Source organism: Micromonospora arborensis (assembly GCF_003205615.1).
Classification (GTDB): domain Bacteria; phylum Actinomycetota; class Actinomycetes; order Mycobacteriales; family Micromonosporaceae; genus Micromonospora; species Micromonospora arborensis.
This window is the reverse complement of sequence record NZ_PYBV01000043.1, coordinates 1-16,622: the sequence shown is the minus strand read 5'-3', so window position 1 is coordinate 16,622 and position 16,622 is coordinate 1. Positions and strand designations below refer to the sequence as shown.

The window sequence follows — 16,622 nt, the reverse complement described above, 5'->3', positions numbered from 1 at the left end:
TCGATCTTGGCGCTCCGGGTGAGCCGAAGCGGCACCGAGGGACTCCGCGCATCAGGCGCGTAGGCCGGCGACGACGACCTGAACGAGGGCGGTGGCGCCGCGGTGCCGCGCGGTCGCGACGCAGCCGATCACGAGGGCTTGAATGTCGTCGGGCGTGACGTCCGGGCGGATGGTTCCGCGTTGCTGCGCCTCTTGCAGGAGTTCCGCGAAGGCGGCGTGGAGGGCAGCGTCAGCGTCAGCGGGTATCTGGTATCCGCCGCCGGCCAGAACGTCCGCGATGGCGCGATTGGTGAGGCCGGCCTCCACCATGACGGTGAAGAACTCGGCGAAATCGATGCCGGAACGGGCCTTGTCGGTCAGGGCGTGGAGGCGGTTGAGCACCACGGCCTCGATGAGCGACTCCTTGGTCGGAAAGTGCCGATACACGGTGCCGGCGCCGACGCCTGCGCGGCGGGCGATCTCGTCGATGGGCACGCCCAGGCCCTCGGTGGCCAGGATCTCGTAGGCGGCATCCAGGACGCTCTGGCGATTGCGGCGAGCGTCGGCACGCATGGGGATCCTCCGGCCTGTCGACAAGCGGGGCGATCGTTCCGTATAGTCAAAAACGGGGCGACCGTTCCGATTATAGGAGACGCCATGTGGAGTGCGCGCGACATACCCCGGCTCGACGGCACCACCGCGCTGGTGACCGGAGCTACCGCCGGCATCGGCCGGGAAATGGCAATAGCTCTGAGCGCACGAGGAGCCCACGTGGTGATCGGCGCTCGCCACGCGGCACGCGGTGCGGACGCCGTGCGTGCGTTACCCGGCAGCGGCAGCGTCCTCGCACTCGACCTCGCCAACCTGCAAACCGTGCGGCAAGCGGCAAGCGACCTCCACCAGCGCTTCGAGCGACTCGACATCCTGATCAACAACGCCGGTCTGTGGTGGCAGCCGGCACAGCGCACCGAGGACGGCTTCGAGTCTCAGATGGGCGTCAACCACCTCGGCCACTTCGCGCTGACCGGCCTCCTCCTCGACCTGCTCGAGCGATCACCGGCCGGGCGGATCGTCACGGTCAGCAGCAAGGCGGCCGCCGCAGGGTCCGTCACGGACCTCGACCTCAGGAACCTCGACGGGTACCGGCCAGCCACGGCCTACAACGCCTCGAAACTCGCGAATTTGCTGTTCGCGTTCGAACTGCAGCATCGACTCGCCGCGTCCGACTCATCGACGATCAGCCTCGCGGCCCATCCGGGCGGAGCGCGCACCAGCCTGTTTCGTGACGCATCGCCAGGCTTCCGCGTGGCCAACGCGACGATCGGGTGGCTGTTTACCCAGCCTGCTCAGGCCGGTGCACTGTCCGTACTACGGGCGGCCACCGACCCGCAAGCCGCCGGCGGCGAGTACTACGGACCGGGCGGTCCCGGCCAGTTCAAGGGCGCCCCGAAGCGGCACCCGGCCCCGGAACGTGCCTGCGACCCGGCCACACGACGGCGCCTGTGGGCGATGTCCGAAGCGGCGACCGGCGTCGCCTACCCCTTGCGTACCGAAGCTGCGCGCTGATCTGTTCGTGGTGTGGCGACGACCGCCGGGATCCGCAAAGACGGGGATGGCCCCCGACCCTGGGACCTGGGGTCGGGGGCCGGAGGAAGGTCTAGGGTGCCGTCATCGGCTGGAGCCGGGGCCCGTTCTCGCGCAGCTCGCCGGTCGGGGTCGGGTCGACGTCCTCGGGCTCTCCCGAATCGGGCGTGTGGTAGAGATAGCGGACGAACTGCCCACCCGCCTCGTTGTCGTCCGCGCCAGGCCACTGGCCGATGCAGTCCATGCCGATGACCTCACGGCCGGTTCCGTCGGCCTCCTCCAGCAGCGCCCACAGACTCACCGGGTAACACCTGGTGACCTCCGGTGCGAGCTGCCAGCGGGCGTACCAACCGGCTCGGGCGGGAACGATCTCGACGATCTGCTTCATGACGACCTTCCTTCCGCGTACCTCGGAAGAACCTCGGTCCTGACCCGATCGTGCGCCCCGAGCGGGTGAGCGCTCCTCACCCCCGCCGGATGAAGCGCCACGGACACCGGGCCGACCCGGCCGGCAGCGTCCGTTTCGGCTCCCGGGACGGCGGGAAGGCGACTGGCGCAGTCACGATCCCCAGCGGAAGGGTGCCACCATGCGCAAGCAGATGGAGGGCGACAACCAGCGGCGTCGGGCTCTGGCCCGGCAGGCCCGCGAACAGAGTCGCCAGCCCAGCGAGATCGGTGCCAGCCTGAGCGCCTCCAAGCAGCTCAAGAGCCTGGAGAGCGGCAAGCGGGCCGGCCCACCGGCGGCCGGGCCCCACAAACCGGACAGTACGCGTGGCGGGCCGGCACCGCCGCAGGTCGGCACTGCCGACAATCCACGGCCTCAGCCGTCCGCACCGGGCGGAGCGGCCGGCGTGAACAGCATGGGCTACCACGACCTGGTCGACGAGGTCCGTCGGCGGGCCGGGGTCGACTTCAAGACGGCCAAGGTGGGCACCGAGGCGACAGTGCTGGTCCTCGCCTTCGCCCTGGAGGCGGCCGAGCGGCAACGACTGCTCGCGGCGGTGCCGGCGTCCCTGCACGACGTGCTGCCCGTCGACGGCATCGAGCGGCACCATGAGCTGGCCGGCTTCCTGGCCGAGGTGGGCCGGATCAGCGGCAACACCCCGGAGCAGGCCCGGTACCAGGCCGAGGCGACGTTCGCCGCGCTCGCCGAGCAGGACGGCGACCTGGTCGAGTCGTTGCACGTACCCGACGGGTTGCGTGACCTGCTGAACCCGCCGGAGGCCGGCGGTGGTCTCGTGGGCGCCTCCACCACCACACCGACCCTGGACCCGGACGAGATCAGTGCGGCGCTCGACGACCTGCCGTACTGGTCCGGCGACAGCCAGGGCCTCTACCGGGTGGTCGCGCTGCCTGCGGACAACCTGGACCGGGTGCTCGACCGGCTGGACCGGATGCGCCAGGACACCGGCCGTGGCCCCAGCATCGGACGTCCCGGTGACACCGCCGCCGTGTTGACCGTACGGACCACTCAGGCCAACGGGGTGACCGCGCTCGACGTGGACCTCGCCCGTCAGATCGACGACGCGATCGACGAGGTGGGTGCCGGGATGGCCGGCGGCTGACCAGCGCCAGCGACAGGTGCGGGCCGGCGTGCGCGGGGCGACCCCGCCGCGCCGGCCCGTCGGCCACGCCGGGCCACGGGCGGGCTGGACCGTGGGCTCGGCTAGCGTGCCGGTCATGAACCGCGCCGCCGACCGGTTGGAGCTGGCCGCCGACCCGGTCCGCCGGACCGGCCGGATACTGCTGTCCGCCGGTGTCGAGCAGTCGTACGTGGATGTCGAGGATCCCCGGCACCTGCACTTCGAGTACGTCCGGCGGATCGCCTCGGCGGTGGAGCTGGCCGCCCCGCCGGGCGCCCCGCTGAGCGTTCTGCACCTCGGTGGGGGCGCGTTGACGCTGCCGCGTTGGCTGGCTGCCACCCGCCCCGGCTCCCCGCAACGGGTCGTCGAGCGGGACCCGGCGGTGGTCGAGCTCGTCGCCCAGGAGTTGCCGCCGCTGCCGCCCGAGGTGCGGGTGGAGGTCGCCGACGCCCGGGACGCGCTCACCGCCACCCCGACCGGTCAGTACGACCTGGTGATCGCCGACATCTACCGGGCGGCCCGGATGCCGGGGCACGTACGCACCGTCGAGTTCGCCGCCGAGGTGGCCCGCACCCTGCGCCCGGACGGGTCGTACCTGGTCAACGTCACGGACCTGCCGCCCCTGGTCGGCACGCGGGTGCAGGTGGCCACGTTGCGGGCGGTCTTCGCCGACGTGTGCGTGCTGGGCGACCGGCGGATGCTGCGCGGCCGGCGGTACGGCAACCTGGTGCTGGCCGCGACGTCCCGACCCGGTGGGCTGCCGGTGGGGCGGTTGGCGGTGGCCGCGCTGCGCGATCCGGTACCCGGTGGTCTGCTGCACGCCGCCGCACTCGACACGTTCGTCGCCGGCGCCCACCCCGTCACCGACGCGGACGATCCCCGGCGCCGCTGATCGCCGTCCCGTCCGCAATGCCGGGTTTTCGACGGCGAGTGCGGGGAAGTCGCCGCGGATGAGCAACGCCGACGATCGGGTGACCGCCCGCCGGACCCTGATCGTGATCAGTCTGGTGCTGGCGACCGCGTTCGCGCTCGCCTTTGTCTACGCGACCCGCCGGGTGCTGGTCTGGGCGGTGGTCGCGGCGTTCTTCGCCGTCGCGCTCAAGCCCCTCGTCGACCGGTTGCAACGCCGTTTCGTACGGCGTCGGTCGTTGGCCACCCTGCTGGTGTTCCTGGCCGCGTTCGTGCTGCTGGCGATCCTGGCCGCGCTCATCCTGGTGCCGTTGTTCGGGGAACTGGGCCGGTTCGCCGACCGGGCGCCGGGGCTGGTGCACGACGCCCGCGCCGGCCGAGGCCCGCTGGGGCAGTTGCTGGAGCGCACCGGCGCGCGACGCTACGTCAGCGAGCACTCCGAGCAGCTGCGCGATCTTGGCACCCGACTGCGCCAACCCGCGGTCGGCGTGCTGCGGGGCGTCGTCGAGACGGTCGCCGGGGTGGTGACGGTCATCGTGCTTGCGTACCTGATGGTGTTGGAAGCGCCGCGGATCACCCGCGGCGTGCTCGCGGCGGGCGGGGACGGCCAGGGTGAGCGGCTGCGCCGGGTCGGACGGGAGGTGTCCCGGACCATCACCGGGTACCTCACCGGCAACCTGCTGATCAGCGTGATCTGCGGGGCGTTGACCTTCGTGGTGCTGGTCCTCACCGGGGTGCCGTTCGCCGCCGTGATCGCCCTGCTGGTGGCGGTGGCCGACCTGATACCGCTGGTCGGTGCGACGCTCGGCGCGGTCATCGCGGCCGGTGCCGGCTTCCTGCACTCCCCCACCGCCGGGGTGGTGGTGCTCGTCTTCTTCGTGATCTACCAGCAGGTGGAGAACCACCTGCTCCAGCCGTTCATCCTGTCCCGCGCGGTCCGACTCAACCCGCTGACCGTCCTGGTCAGCGTGCTGCTCGCGGCGGAGTTGGCGGGCCTGCTCGGCGCGCTGCTGGCCATCCCCGCCGCCGGCATCGTGCAGACGCTGCTACGCGAGTACGGCCCACGCCGGCTTCGACCCACCCCGCCGACCGGTCCGGCCGCACAGCCACGCCGACCGGCCGGTCCCGCCCACCAGGGCTGACCGGCCGCAGGGCACGTCGCGTGCTCGGCGACCGACCGAAGCACGCGCAGCGGGCGGCCGAAGCACGCGCAGCCGGCGGCCGACGGTCCGACGCCGTGGCAGCAGCTCAGCGGGATCGGGTCGCGACCTCTGGTGTGGTGCTCTCCAACGGCACGGCGTTGGCCGGCACCAGCCCCAGCTGAACCGCCGACCGGGTCAGCGCGGCGTCCAACGCCCAGTCGGCACTGACCCGCGTACGGTTTCCGGGCATCGCCATCAGGTGGTAGGCCCGGGTGACCGCCTTGGCCGGCAGCCCGGCCAGGTTCACCTGCAACGGGTTCGCCGCCGCGTCCTTGCCACCCAGGTCGACGACCCAGCCCAGGTCGTGGTGCTTGTACGGCTTGCGCCGGCCGAAGCCGTACGACGCGGCGATGTTGTGTGCCGCCCGTTTGCCCTGCCGCTGCGCGTGCTGGGCCGTCATCCCGCAGATCTGACCCGGATTGACCAGGTCGGGCACCGCGGCGGCGTCGCCGCAGGCGTACACCTCCGGGTAGCCGGGGACGTTGAGGAACTCGTCGACCACCAGCCGACCCCGGTCGGTACGCAGGCCCAGCTCGTTGACGAACGGGTCGGGGCGTACCCCCACGCACCACACCAGCGTGCAGGTCGGCACGTACTCGCCGTCGGTGAGTTTCACCCCGTCGCAGGTCGCCTCGGCCACGGACGTGCCCATCCGGACGTCCACACCACGCCGGTTGAGCACCTTGTGCGAGGTGTCCGACATCCGCTTGTCCAGCTCCGGCAGCACCCGGGGCGCGACGTCGAGCAGCATCCAGCGGGGGCGGACGGTGAGTCGGGGCCGCTGGGCGTGCAACGCGTCGGTGAACAACTGCCCGTGCGCGGCGACCTCGGTGCCGGTGTAACCCGCCCCGACCACCACGAACGTGGAGCGGGCCTGCTGCTCGGCCGGGTCCTCGGCCTGCTCGGCCAACTCGATCTGACGGACGATGTGGTCGTGCAGGTAGACCGCCTCGGGCAGCCCGCGGAAGCCGTGCGCGTACTCGGTCACCCCCGGGATGGGCAGCAGCTTGTTGACGCTGCCCACGGCGAGAATCAGCCGGTCGTACGCCAGCCGGTTCTTCTCCCCCTCCGCCTGGGTGAAGCCGACCCAGCGGTTCTGCAGGTCGACGTGGTCGGCCTCGCCGATCACCACCCGTACGCCCTTGAGCGTTCCGGTCAGCGGCACCGCGATCCGTTTGGGCTCGACCACGCCGGCCGCCACCTCGGGCAGCAGTGGGAGATAGAGGAAGTAGTCGGTCGAGTTCAGCACCACGATCTCGGCCCGGTCCCGGGCGATCCGGCTCAACGTCTTCGCCGCGTGGTAACCGGCGAACCCGGCTCCCACGATCACCACACGAGGTTTCGTCATTGCGGGCCGTTTCCCGCCGAAGCCCAGCACAAACGTGCACAGCCGACCCGCCCTCCGCGGTGATCAAGAGGTTTGCGTCGCGGACCGTGGCGTGGCGTGACGCAAACCTCTTGATCACGACGGTGCCGGGGGGTGGGGTTGGGGTGGGCGGTGCCAGCGCACCGTTACCGTTAGCTGGCCTTGGACGCCGGTTCGGGCGATCACCGCGCCGGTCTCCGCGGTCAGCTGCACCCCGAAGGTGATCTCCACCTCGTCCGGACGGTGGGCCATCGACTGGAACTGGCCGAGCGCGGCGGAGGCGGCGTCGCGTACCTCCGAGAGCGCCCGGTCGAACGTCGCCCGCGCCTCGCGGACCACCTTGCCGGCGTTGCCGGCCGGCGTCACGCCGGCCCTACCGTCGACCTCGACCACCACCGACCCGCCGCCCTCCAGGTCGAACCTGCGCAACTCCGTCATCGTTCACTGCCCTCTCACGCGGTCGGAACGCACTGGAGATCCATCCACTCGGCCTTCGACAACTTCCCTCGCACCGCTTCGAGTTCGGTGAGCAGAACGTCCAGGCGCTCCGGTGCTTCCAGGTAGACCAGGACCGCCCGCTCGAAGGCCGTGGCCATCGCCGCCGGCAGCAGGTCCGCACCGTCCCAGCACATGGTGCCGGTGTGCAACCGCGCCGCGACCGCCTTCGTGACCGGGTCCGGGTATTCGGCCGTCGGCGTACGCCGGCTGAAGGCCACGTCCTCGGTCTCCGCACGCCGGGCCGTCTGCGCCTGCTCGGAGGCGAGGTAGCTCATCAGCTTCCTGGCCGGCTCGGTGTCGCGGAACATGGCCGCGACGTCATCGGAGACCTCCTGCAGCGACGAGTTGTCCGTCTTTCCGGCCGGCGGCGGCGTCGGGAAGAACGTGAACGACGGGGCAGGCGACGCGCTATCCGTCGGACTGGGCAGTTCGTCCAGGTACTCGCGGTAGTCGCGGATCACGAAGGAACCCTGGTGGTCCAGGTGGCACCCTCGTTTTGCCGACGCCTCCGTGCCCGGAAACAGACCCGTCCCCGCCACCTGGAACTTGGTGTAGAGGCTGGCGCGGGCCGTCTCCCCCGCCGAGACCCGGAGCAGGGAACCCCAGGTCTCCCAGGCATCCTTCATCGCTGGTGCGGTCCAGGGGAGGTCGCCGCGGGTCCACTGCTCGTAGGCGACCTGGCCGGCGTCGTGCAACAGGATGTCCTCGATCCAGTCGGTGCCCGGCCAGCCGGAGACCGGCGGCGCACTCATTCCGAGGCACCAGGGCACCTGCTGGCCGGCGGCGAGGCGCTGGGTCTGGTTGACCATCTCCTCCCAGGTCCGCGGCGGAGTCTGGCCGAACTTGGCCAGCTCTGCCGGGTCGTACCAGACCACGCTCTTCAGGTGGGTGGCGATCGTGACCGCGTAGGCGAGTTCGCCGCCGACCGGGTTGCCGTCCGACCCGATCTTGCGGGTGAGCTTGATCAGCTGCGGGGCGGCGGCCGGGTCGGTCGTGAAGGCGCCTGTCAGCGGCGCCAGGTGGCCGGCGTTGACGTACCGCTGCAGGTCGTTGAGGCGGGGCAGGATCGCGACGTCGGGCGGGCGACCTCGCTCGATCCCCACCTGGAGCACCTGGCTGACGTCCCGGTGCCCCTGGTACCGGGTTCGAATGCCGGACGCGGCCTCGAATTTGTCCAGGACCCGGATGAACTCCACCTCTTCCTCGCCGGTCCAGGAACCAAGGACCGTCAGCTCCGCGGCCGGCTCGGCGGCGCATCCGCTCAGCGCGACACCGGCCAGCAGCCCCGTGACCATCGCCAACGCCGTTCGGGACCTCCGTGGGCAGCCTCTCATGTCGACCGCTCTCCATATTCCGCCAGGCGGGGCCGGAAGCCCGCGAGGACCAGCACCGCGATGCCGAGCGCGAGCAGGGGCAGGGCGAGTTCGACGGAGCGGCTGTCGGCCGCGCCGACGGCATCGGCGGTGATGGCGGCGTCGGCCGCGATGATCGCCCGCCCTGGTGTCGAAGACGGGGACGGGGCCGGGGCGGCAATTTCCGCGATGGTGTCGGCGCAGGCAGTCTTGCACTGCTCCTGCACCGCACTCGCCAAGCCGTTGGCGGCGCGGAAACGCACGTCCTCAAGCTGCCCCTGCCGGCTGTCGTGCACGGCTTCGACTCCCGCACGGGCCCGGTCCAGTTTGTCCGCCGACCAGAGGCTCAGCGCGGTGAGAGCCACCATCCCCACCGTCGCGACAGTGGCCACCAGCAGGGGAACATTCATCGTCCGGCGGAAGCGGCGGCTCAGATACACCTGCGTCCGGATCAACAGGACGCCGAGCGCGACCAGCGGCAGCAGCCAGACGGCCGCGGTCAGCTTGTTGGTCCAGACGTTGTTCACCTGGTTGTCCATGGCACGCAACTGCATGCCCCGCAGACGCTCGAGCCGGAACAGGATGTCGTCCAACATGCTCGCCGCGTCCCGGAGCGCGGCCACCCCGAGGGCCCGCAGACCCGCGTCCCGGTAGCGCGCGTCGGCCTGGCCGATGAGCCCGGTATAGGTGACCAGCAGCGCCTCGATCGTCTGGATGGCCTGGGTGCCCTCATCGCCGGCCGCGTTGTTCTCCGCCAACAGGGTGAGGTACTGGCCGGCGCCGGCGATCTGGCGCTGGTAATCCACCCCGGGGCCGCCGAGGACCTCGCCGCCCTCGGCGAGATTGCGCACCGCCGCGAGATGCGCGTTGCGCAGCGCGTCCTGCGCGTCGTAGCTGGCGAGGATCGCCGGTACGGACCGGTCCGCGGCGACGTCGGCATTCCCGGCGACACCGAGGAAGACCGCCAGACTGCTGGCCAGGGTGACGGCGGTGATCCCGAGCAGCCACCCGCGCAGACGCACGAGGGTTTGCCGGGTGGTGCTGACCAGCGCCGGGGTACGCACGACCGCCGTCATACCAGCGCTCCCGCTGGTGGGTCGTCGCCCGTGAACCGCCGACCGCAGTTCTCGCAACGGCCCGCGCCGGGCGGTGACGTCTCGCCGCACGCGCCGCAGATCTGGTCCGCGACTGCTCTGCCGCGCGGCACCGGTGGGTGCGACGGGTTCTGCGTCGACTCGATGATGCTGACCTTGATGTCGGTCTGGCTCAGGTTCTCCTTGAGCCGGACGAGGCCACCGGGCTCGATGTCCACCAGGTGCCGTAGCTGGTCCAGGGCGACCTCGTCCCGCGTCGCCGTTGCCAGCGCCACCGCCCGAGCCCACTGAGCGTGTGCCTCGATCCGGTCACCACGGTCGTACGCGTCGCAGCCGGCGTTGATGGCCTGCCGGACGTCCTCCTGCCCGGTCACCTGGGAGACGCTGAGATCTATCCGCGCCGACCTGGCCATGTTGACGGTCCAGTGCACGAGGACGGTCGCGGTGGCGGCCCGCAGCTCCCCGTCGACCACCAGGTCGACCCGGGCGGCCAACCGGTCCTGCTCCAGGATGTCGTCGGGTGGCTCGACACCCAGGCAGAGATGGAACTCCCGGCGCTCGGCACCCCACGAGCCGGTGGCGACCTCCCACGTCCGCTCGTCGACCTTCGTGGCGTACTCGGTGAGGTCCTGAATGGTGGGGCGGGCCTGTTTGAAGAAGGTCACCGTCGCGTACGGCACGGTCCGCAGCCGGATCCGCACGTCCGGCAGGAGCTTGGTCAGCGCGGCACGAATGGACTCCCGGAAGCTGGCTACCAGGTCGGCTGGCCGCCGTACCGCCTCGGCGGTGCCGTTCAGCGCGGCGGCGATCCGGAGCAGATCCGGGGGGTGCCACCCCTCTCCGATGCCGCGGGGGTCGCAGACGAACCGGCCGGCGCAGGTCCGCAGGACACGTTCCAACTCCTCCTCGGTCTCGTGCTGGTTGACCCCGTCGGTGAGCAGCAGCACGTGGTTGATCGTCGTCGACGACGGCGGAAGCAGGTCCCGTGCCGCCGCGAGCCAACTGCCCATCGCCGTCCCGCCGCTGGCGCTGAGCCGGGCGACCGCCGCCTTGGCCTCTTTGCGGGTGGCCGGCGAGGCGGTCACGAGCGTCCCCGTCGGCGGATAGACCACTCTGGCCTGCAGGGTCCCCTCGATCACCGCGAACCGGACGCCGTCCGGCAACACGTTGATGGCCGCCGCGGCGGCCTGCTCCGCCGCCGCCATCTTGGTCGGTGGATCCGCCATCGACCCGGAACAGTCGATCACCAGCACCTCGACCAGCCGGGACGGATCCGACCGGGTTGAGGTGTCGTCCTCGCCCGTCGTCCCCTGCCCGGTCACCGAGAGGACGGCGTGCATCTCCCGGCCGCCCACGCGCAGATACTTGTTCTGGTTGACTTCCAGGCTGAACTGGATAGCGGTGTCCACCGATTCACGCTCCGTTCCGGGTCGGTTCGGTCACCATCGGGTGCGGGGCCGGACGGCGTTCGCCCGGTCGACGAGCACGTCGTGCGCGGCGCGACGCGCGGCGTCGCCGGTGCGACCAACCAGCCGAGAGCGGCCGGACCGCACCGCCACGGGCTCGGGGAGATCGGCGTGTCGCGCCTGCTGGCCCAACGCCCGGTACGAGTTCTCCAGCAACTCGCGGATGGCACGCTCAGTCGGCGGGTCACCCAGCACCGGGCCGCCGGCCAGGTCGGCGGCGTCTCCGGAACGCACCAGGTCGAGCGCCATCTCCCGGATCGCCGTGGTCAGCCGGTCGCGCGACTCGCCGTCGAGATCCAGCCCGGTCAGCCGGTGGACGGCCTGGCTGAGCTCGCGGGCGGCGGGTGGGCCGCCGGGCAACCGGGACGACAGCACCCGCACCGCGGCGACGCGGGCGGCGTCGTGGTGCCGGGAGAGCGCCGGAACCTCGTCGAGTACGGCGACGGCACCGGCCCGGTCGGTCGCCGCCAGGCGGAGCCGGGCCAGCCCGAACGCGGCGCTGGCCTGGAACGGGTCGCGCAGCCAGACCGCCGCGTAGTAGCGGGCCGCCCGCGCGTCGTCGCCGTCCCGCTCGGCGCAGTAGCCCAACGCGAGCTTGGGGGCGACCTCCCCGGGGATGTCGCCGTAGACCACGTCGAACTGCCGTCCCGCCACGTCGATCCGGTCGCCGGCGAGCGCGAGCAGCCCACGGTGCCAGGCGATCCGCCAGTCGACGTCGGGCTGGGTGCCGGGCAACGTTTCGGCGGCGGACAACGCCGCGTCGGCCGCGTCGAGGTCGGCCAGCGCGAGGTGTGCCCGGCACCGACTCAACTCGATCTCCACCGACCTCTGTTCGACCATGGCGAGCTCACCCAGCAGTGCCCGCGCGTCCGACGCGTCGACCGTGCGGAGCACGTTGACGGCCGGGTCGTCCGGGTCGGGTCGGGGCACCGGCAGGCCGAGGGCCACGTCGACCGAGGTGGGCAGGCCGTCATCCAGGACGGTGCTGTCGACCGCACCGATCCAGGTACGCAGTGGCGGGACCAGCCCGAGACCCGCGTCCAGCAGTTGGGCGGAGGGTTGGAAGAGCGAGATCGGCTCGGGCTGACGCCGGTCCGGCTGGCCCGCCAGGATCTCCCGCAGCACCCCGAGGAGCTGCTCGGACATCTCGACGGCAGAGGCGAACCGCCGGTCCCAGTCTGGGCGGACCGCCCGGGCGACGAGCCGGCGGAACGACTCGATGCCGAGGGCGTCCGGGGCTGCTCCGGGGGTGTCCGGCCCGGGTGTGCGGTGCCGGTACAGCTCTTCCAACGTACGACCGAGGGCGAACAGGTCGGAGCGTTCGGTGGGGCCCCGGGTCTGGTATTCCGTCTTGCTCACCGAGAAGCCGACGGAATGGACGATCCGCTCGTGCCCGCTGTCGGCCTTGCGGACCCCGCCCAGGTCGATCACCTTGATCCGGTCGGCGGTGCGCATCACGTTGTCGGGCTTCATGTCGGTGTAGAGCAACCCGCGTCGGTGCAGGTAGTCGAGCGCGGCGAGGATCTCGTGGCCGTAGGCGAGGATGTGGTCGATCGGTAGCGCGACGTCCGGCTGCCGAGGGTCCTTGGCGGCGGCCTGCAGCTTGTGCAACGACATGCCGTCGAGGAAGTCCATCACGATGTAGCCGGTCGGGCCGGCGACCGGGTCGTCGTGGGTGGCGAAGTCGGTGCTCCGGACGATGTTCGGGTGGTCCAGCGAGTTGAGGAACTGCCGTTCCTCGACCGCGGCCTGCAGGGAGGCCTCGTCCTCGGCGTGCAACACGCCCTTCAAGGCGACGTCGAGGAGATCCTTGTGGGTGTCGTGGGCGAGGTAGACCCAGCCCTGACCGCCGCGGGCCACGCAGCGGACCACCTTGTACCGCCCGGCGACCAGGTCGTCCGGTTGCAGGCTGGGCAGGAAGTTGAACGGCGTCGGAGTCGGGCAGTAGGGGCAGAAGCCTCTGTCCCGACCGGGTCGACCGCCCCGGCTCCGACCGACGGGGTGATTCCGGACGCAGACCCGCAACTCGTCGGGCACCCGGAGTGGTTCGGTGGCCGTGTCGTCGGGCGAGAAGGTCAGCACCGGCAGGGAGACGAGACTGGCCACCGTCCAGACGTCCCGAGTGGATGACCGGGACGTGGCTGCCGCCGGCCTGGCGCTGTCGGTGGGGAGTGGCGCGAGGCCGCAGAGGTCACAGAAACCTGTCTCGTCGACGGTGCCGGTGCAGCCTGGCCAATTGCACGGTGTCAAGAACCGCTCCCTCCGGGCTGGCCGCCCACTCGCTGCGCGACTGCCTCGGCGTACTGGCGTACCGCCACCTCGGTGACCACCAGATCGCAGGGCGCGGCCATGAGCAGCTCGTACGCGCGGCGGTACGACGTGCCGAGCACGGCATCCTCGGAGAATCCGTGTTGCACGGCCATCGCCAGGTAGGCGCCCAGCCGGCCGCGAAGCTCGGACCAGAGATCCTCCCGTGCCACGATCTCCCGCCGCACCGACTCGGCCCGGCGCAGCGCCCGGTCGGTGGCCCGCTCGGTCGAGGCGAGGAGGGCGGCCAGAGTGTCGCCGTCGGTGGTGGCGGCCGCGGCCCGCAGCTTGGTCAGCTGGATCCGCAGCTCGGTCGCCACGGGCTGCAGCCGGGGCACGTCGGCGACCACGGCCATTGCCCTGCGGGACGCCCGGCGGACAGCCTCCTCGGCGGTCTGCAGGCCAGCGACCCGACTCGCCAGCAGAGTGGTGCGCAGCCGGATCGACTCACCGCGGAAGGTCAGCAGCATCCGCAGGTCCCGCGTGGGAGCCTGGTCGACCAGGGGCAGCACCACCTCGGTGAGGAGCGTCTCTGGTTCGGCGGCCTCGTCGATGTTGTTGATGATGATCGAGCGCGGCGCCGTCTCGATGACCCGGTCGCTGTCCGGCGCCGTGGTCGCGGCGTCGGCCGCCCCGGCCCAGTCGGCGATCCGCTGGGACACGTCCTTCGTGCTCCTGTCCGCGGCGTCCACCGCGAGGTCGATGCTGCCGATCGGCGGGGCGACGACGTCCTGGTGCGGGTCGGTGGGTGGTCGAAGCTCCCGACTGGACAGCACGGCGGCCTGACGCACCGCCGCGGCGACGCCGGAATCGCGGTGGTCGATGACGATGACCAGCACGTTGCCGGGCAGCTCGCGACCGAAGAAGTCCACGAGTTGGCGAGCAACCCTCGGGTCGGCCGGGGTGTCCTCAACAGATCGGAAGCTCAGGTCGACCGAGGACTCCCCCGGCACCTGGTCACGGATCCACGACAGGCGGCTCAGGATCGTCTCGACCGGGATCATCCACGACAGGCCGCTGCCCGGCTCGGCGCCGCCGACCACGTCCCGGTCGCCATCCTGGTACGTGCTGACCACCATTCCGACGACGTGCCCGGTGTCGGCGTCGACCACCGCCGCGCCGCTGAAGCCCTGGCTGACCTGGGGGCCGGTGGTCGCCGAGACCATCTGGATCCGTTCCCGGCCCGCCCCGGACCGGCCGGTGAGCCGGGCCTCGACGAATACGCCGTGTTCCAGCGTCTCCGGGAAGCCGTACATGATGACGCGGCGGTCCCAGGTCCGCCGCATGCGACGCAGCGGCGCGAAGGGGCCCTGCGGCACGGGCTCCGCCAGCTCGAGCAGCGTGATGTCACCCCGCCCGTCGTCGGTGGGTGGCCACCAGCAACCGGGCATGACCCGGGCCGGCACCGTCCGGCTGACCGCCTGGCCGACGAGGTCGACAAGGACCGGCCACGTCGGCTCGGTGCCGGGGGACGCCGTTTCGCCGCCTGCGCTGACAACGTGGGCGCAGGTCAGGACGTGGCGATCATCCAACGCCATTCCGGCGCCCAGAACCTCGCCATGCTCACTACGCACACGGACCGGCCATCGCTCGTTGCCATGGCTGAACGTCACTTCGCTAAGGGTAATGGAGGCGGATCATATCCGTTGACCGACGTCATTACGTCTATGCGCTTTTGTCGCTGTTACAGGCGAATTACCAGCCAGCATGACGAGCGTCGTCGCGGTCAGGTCGACGCTGGCGCGGTGATCGCCCAGCGCTCGTGGTCACGCCAGGCGCCGTCGATGAACAGGTAGTCCGGCGAGAAGCCCTCCAACCGGAAACCGAGCTTGCGGGCCACCCGCCGGGACGGCTCGTTGCCCGGCTGGATGTTCGCCTCCAGCCGGTGCAGCCCGACCGAGTGGAACGCGTGGTCGATCACCAGGGCGACACCGGCCGAGGCGTGCCCGGTGCCGCTGTACGGCAGGAACGCCGCATACCCGAGGTACCCACCGCGCAGCGCACCGAGCACGATCCCGCTGATGTTCACGTAACCGGCGATCTCGCCGCTGGCCCGGTCACAGATCAGGTAACCGGCACTGTCGCGGCGGCGGATCCGCCTCAGGTAGCTGTCGTACTCCTCCGGGCTGGCCGGCGCGGCCAACCACGGGTGGTGCAGGTCCCGACTGCGCCGCACGGCGGCGACGAACTCGTCGGAGTCGGTGGGCCGGGGCCGCCGGATCGCGGCCGGACCACCGGTACGCAGGTATCTCACGGCCGACCACTCTGACCGACCGGTGCCGCCGTTGTCCAATTCGTTTCGGCGAGTCGGGCTGGATCCCACTCAATCTTGATGGTCCGGGCAGGCCGCGGCGCGACCGTGGGCTAACGAGATGTCAGCAGGCTGAACTCGGCGCCGTCGGGATCGGCCAGCACCAACCGGCCGGCCGCCGCGTCGGTGTCGATCCGGGTCGCTCCGAGCGAGAGCAGACGGTCGACCTCTGCCTGCGGGTCGACGTCGGGGTCTGGCGCGAGGTCGAACCGCACCCGGTCCCTGCCTCCGTTCGGCATGTACGGCGGACCGCCCCACGTGATCTTCGTGCCGCCGTTGGGTGACTGGATCGCGGTCTCCTCGCCCTGGTCCCAGACCAGCGGCCACCCCAGCGCCGCGCTCCAGAAGTACCCGACCTTCTGCGACCCGTCGCAGGCCAGCGCACCGACGAACCCGCAGCCGGCGAGGAAGTTGTTGCCCGGCGCGATGACGTCGAACTCGTTGCCCTCGGGGTCGGCGAGCACCACATGATCGATTTCCGGGCCCTGCCCGATGTCGGCGTGCCGCGCGCCGAGGTCCAGTGCCCTGGCCACCGTCTGCCGCTGGTCCTCCAGCGAGCTGCTCGTCAGGTCGAAGTGCATCCGGTTCTGGACGACCTTCGGCTGCTGGTTCGGGGCGAAGCGGATGCCGAACTCGGTGTCCCTGGCGGGCCGGAGCAGGACGCCGTCGTGCGGATCGTCGACGACCTCCCGCCCCAGGAGCCCGGACCAGAACTGCGCGAGCTGCCGAGGCTGGCTCGCGTCGAAGCTGACTGCGAACAGGTGTGCCGTCATCGCTCCGCTCCTTTCCCAGCCGACCGGGGGCCGTGCCAGCCGTTGGAGCGGGAGCCTAGGGGTACGCCAGGCCGACCGCACCCGAGTTTCGGGTCACGCGGTGCGGTACGCCGCCGACGCCCAGACCGACCCGCCCCGGCAAGATCCACTCCAGATCGCCGACATTGCGGTATCCGAGGCGGCGGTTTCAAGCGGCGG

15 protein-coding genes are annotated in these 16,622 nt (G+C 71.3%); 4 read left to right on the top strand and 11 right to left on the bottom strand.

Translation table 11 applies throughout. The features are described from left to right. Positions 1-51 precede the first annotated feature (51 nt). A complete protein-coding gene (locus tag C7C45_RS28075) occupies positions 52-552 on the bottom strand; it encodes a TetR/AcrR family transcriptional regulator (protein WP_110567041.1) in 501 nt (166 codons plus the stop codon). A gap of 84 nt (positions 553-636) precedes the next feature. Here C7C45_RS28075 and C7C45_RS28070 point away from each other — a divergent pair, with 84 nt between their 5' ends. After that, positions 637-1,545 carry an oxidoreductase gene (locus tag C7C45_RS28070; protein ID WP_110567039.1) on the top strand — a complete coding sequence of 303 codons (909 nt, stop codon included), beginning with the start codon at positions 637-639 and terminating at the stop codon, positions 1,543-1,545. 91 nt (positions 1,546-1,636) lie between these two features. On the opposite strand, the gene C7C45_RS28065 is transcribed toward C7C45_RS28070, so the two are convergent. Continuing rightward, entirely contained in the window at positions 1,637-1,951 is a 315-nt protein-coding gene (locus C7C45_RS28065; RefSeq protein WP_110567037.1) for a hypothetical protein, read from the bottom strand. Positions 1,952-2,150: 199 nt separating this feature from the next. On the opposite strand from C7C45_RS28065, the gene C7C45_RS28060 reads away from it, so the two are divergent. From C7C45_RS28060 to C7C45_RS28050, 3 genes are all read left to right on the top strand, one after another. After that, positions 2,151-3,128 carry a DUF2267 domain-containing protein gene (locus tag C7C45_RS28060; RefSeq protein ID WP_110567035.1) on the top strand — a complete coding sequence of 326 codons (978 nt, stop codon included), beginning with the start codon at positions 2,151-2,153 and terminating at the stop codon, positions 3,126-3,128. Between the two features lie 115 nt (positions 3,129-3,243). Beyond that, on the top strand, positions 3,244-4,038 hold the full coding sequence (locus C7C45_RS28055) for a spermidine synthase (protein WP_110567068.1): 795 nt from the start codon (positions 3,244-3,246) through the stop codon (positions 4,036-4,038). 58 nt (positions 4,039-4,096) lie between these two features. Further along, positions 4,097-5,197 carry an AI-2E family transporter gene (locus C7C45_RS28050; protein ID WP_110567033.1) on the top strand — a complete coding sequence of 367 codons (1,101 nt, stop codon included), beginning with the start codon at positions 4,097-4,099 and terminating at the stop codon, positions 5,195-5,197. Between the two features lie 106 nt (positions 5,198-5,303). On the opposite strand, the gene C7C45_RS28045 is transcribed toward C7C45_RS28050, so the two are convergent. From C7C45_RS28045 to C7C45_RS28005, 9 genes are all read right to left on the bottom strand, one after another. Next, positions 5,304-6,605 carry an NAD(P)/FAD-dependent oxidoreductase gene (locus C7C45_RS28045; protein ID WP_110567031.1) on the bottom strand — a complete coding sequence of 434 codons (1,302 nt, stop codon included), beginning with the start codon at positions 6,603-6,605 and terminating at the stop codon, positions 5,304-5,306. Positions 6,606-6,719: 114 nt separating this feature from the next. Further along, positions 6,720-7,061 (bottom strand): CU044_2847 family protein, encoded by a 342-nt coding sequence (locus tag C7C45_RS28040; RefSeq protein WP_110567030.1) that lies wholly within the window; start codon positions 7,059-7,061, stop codon positions 6,720-6,722. 14 nt (positions 7,062-7,075) lie between these two features. Further along, entirely contained in the window at positions 7,076-8,416 is a 1,341-nt protein-coding gene (locus C7C45_RS28035; RefSeq protein WP_167454852.1) for an ABC transporter substrate-binding protein, read from the bottom strand. Between the two features lie 35 nt (positions 8,417-8,451). After that, entirely contained in the window at positions 8,452-9,549 is a 1,098-nt protein-coding gene (locus C7C45_RS28030) for a hypothetical protein (protein WP_110567026.1), read from the bottom strand. After that, positions 9,546-10,976 carry a VWA domain-containing protein gene (locus C7C45_RS28025; RefSeq protein WP_110567024.1) on the bottom strand — a complete coding sequence of 477 codons (1,431 nt, stop codon included), beginning with the start codon at positions 10,974-10,976 and terminating at the stop codon, positions 9,546-9,548. Before C7C45_RS28025 ends, C7C45_RS28030 begins: the two co-directional genes overlap by 4 nt. Positions 10,977-11,006: 30 nt before the next feature. Next, the gene (locus C7C45_RS28020) at positions 11,007-13,139 is read right to left on the bottom strand and encodes a serine/threonine-protein kinase (protein WP_146247423.1); all 2,133 of its coding nucleotides are present in this window, start codon (positions 13,137-13,139) and stop codon (positions 11,007-11,009) included. Positions 13,140-13,279: 140 nt separating this feature from the next. Continuing rightward, positions 13,280-14,953: a S1 family peptidase gene (locus C7C45_RS28015; RefSeq protein ID WP_110567020.1), complete on the bottom strand. Its 1,674-nt coding sequence runs from the start codon at positions 14,951-14,953 to the stop codon at positions 13,280-13,282. A gap of 113 nt (positions 14,954-15,066) precedes the next feature. Next, positions 15,067-15,594, bottom strand: coding sequence for a GNAT family N-acetyltransferase (locus C7C45_RS28010; protein ID WP_167454851.1), 528 nt, complete (start codon positions 15,592-15,594; stop codon positions 15,067-15,069). Positions 15,595-15,704: 110 nt separating this feature from the next. Then, entirely contained in the window at positions 15,705-16,424 is a 720-nt protein-coding gene (locus C7C45_RS28005) for a VOC family protein (RefSeq protein WP_110567018.1), read from the bottom strand. Positions 16,425-16,622: the final 198 nt, after the last annotated feature.

Bases quoted from the DNA above. Each gene is read 5' to 3' on its own strand.
- C7C45_RS28075 (WP_110567041.1), bottom strand. From the start codon at position 552: ATGCGTGCCGACGCTCGCCGCAATCGCCAGAGCGTCCTGGATGCCGCC.
- C7C45_RS28070 (WP_110567039.1), top strand. From the start codon at position 637: ATGTGGAGTGCGCGCGACATACCCCGGCTCGACGGCACCACCGCGCTG.
- C7C45_RS28065 (WP_110567037.1), bottom strand. From the start codon at position 1,951: ATGAAGCAGATCGTCGAGATCGTTCCCGCCCGAGCCGGTTGGTACGCC.
- C7C45_RS28060 (WP_110567035.1), top strand. From the start codon at position 2,151: ATGCGCAAGCAGATGGAGGGCGACAACCAGCGGCGTCGGGCTCTGGCC.
- C7C45_RS28055 (WP_110567068.1), top strand. From the start codon at position 3,244: ATGAACCGCGCCGCCGACCGGTTGGAGCTGGCCGCCGACCCGGTCCGC.
- C7C45_RS28050 (WP_110567033.1), top strand. From the start codon at position 4,097: ATGAGCAACGCCGACGATCGGGTGACCGCCCGCCGGACCCTGATCGTG.
- C7C45_RS28045 (WP_110567031.1), bottom strand. From the start codon at position 6,605: ATGACGAAACCTCGTGTGGTGATCGTGGGAGCCGGGTTCGCCGGTTAC.
- C7C45_RS28040 (WP_110567030.1), bottom strand. From the start codon at position 7,061: ATGACGGAGTTGCGCAGGTTCGACCTGGAGGGCGGCGGGTCGGTGGTG.
- C7C45_RS28035 (WP_167454852.1), bottom strand. From the start codon at position 8,416: ATGGTCACGGGGCTGCTGGCCGGTGTCGCGCTGAGCGGATGCGCCGCC.
- C7C45_RS28030 (WP_110567026.1), bottom strand. From the start codon at position 9,549: ATGACGGCGGTCGTGCGTACCCCGGCGCTGGTCAGCACCACCCGGCAA.
- C7C45_RS28005 (WP_110567018.1), bottom strand. From the start codon at position 16,424: ATGACGGCACACCTGTTCGCAGTCAGCTTCGACGCGAGCCAGCCTCGG.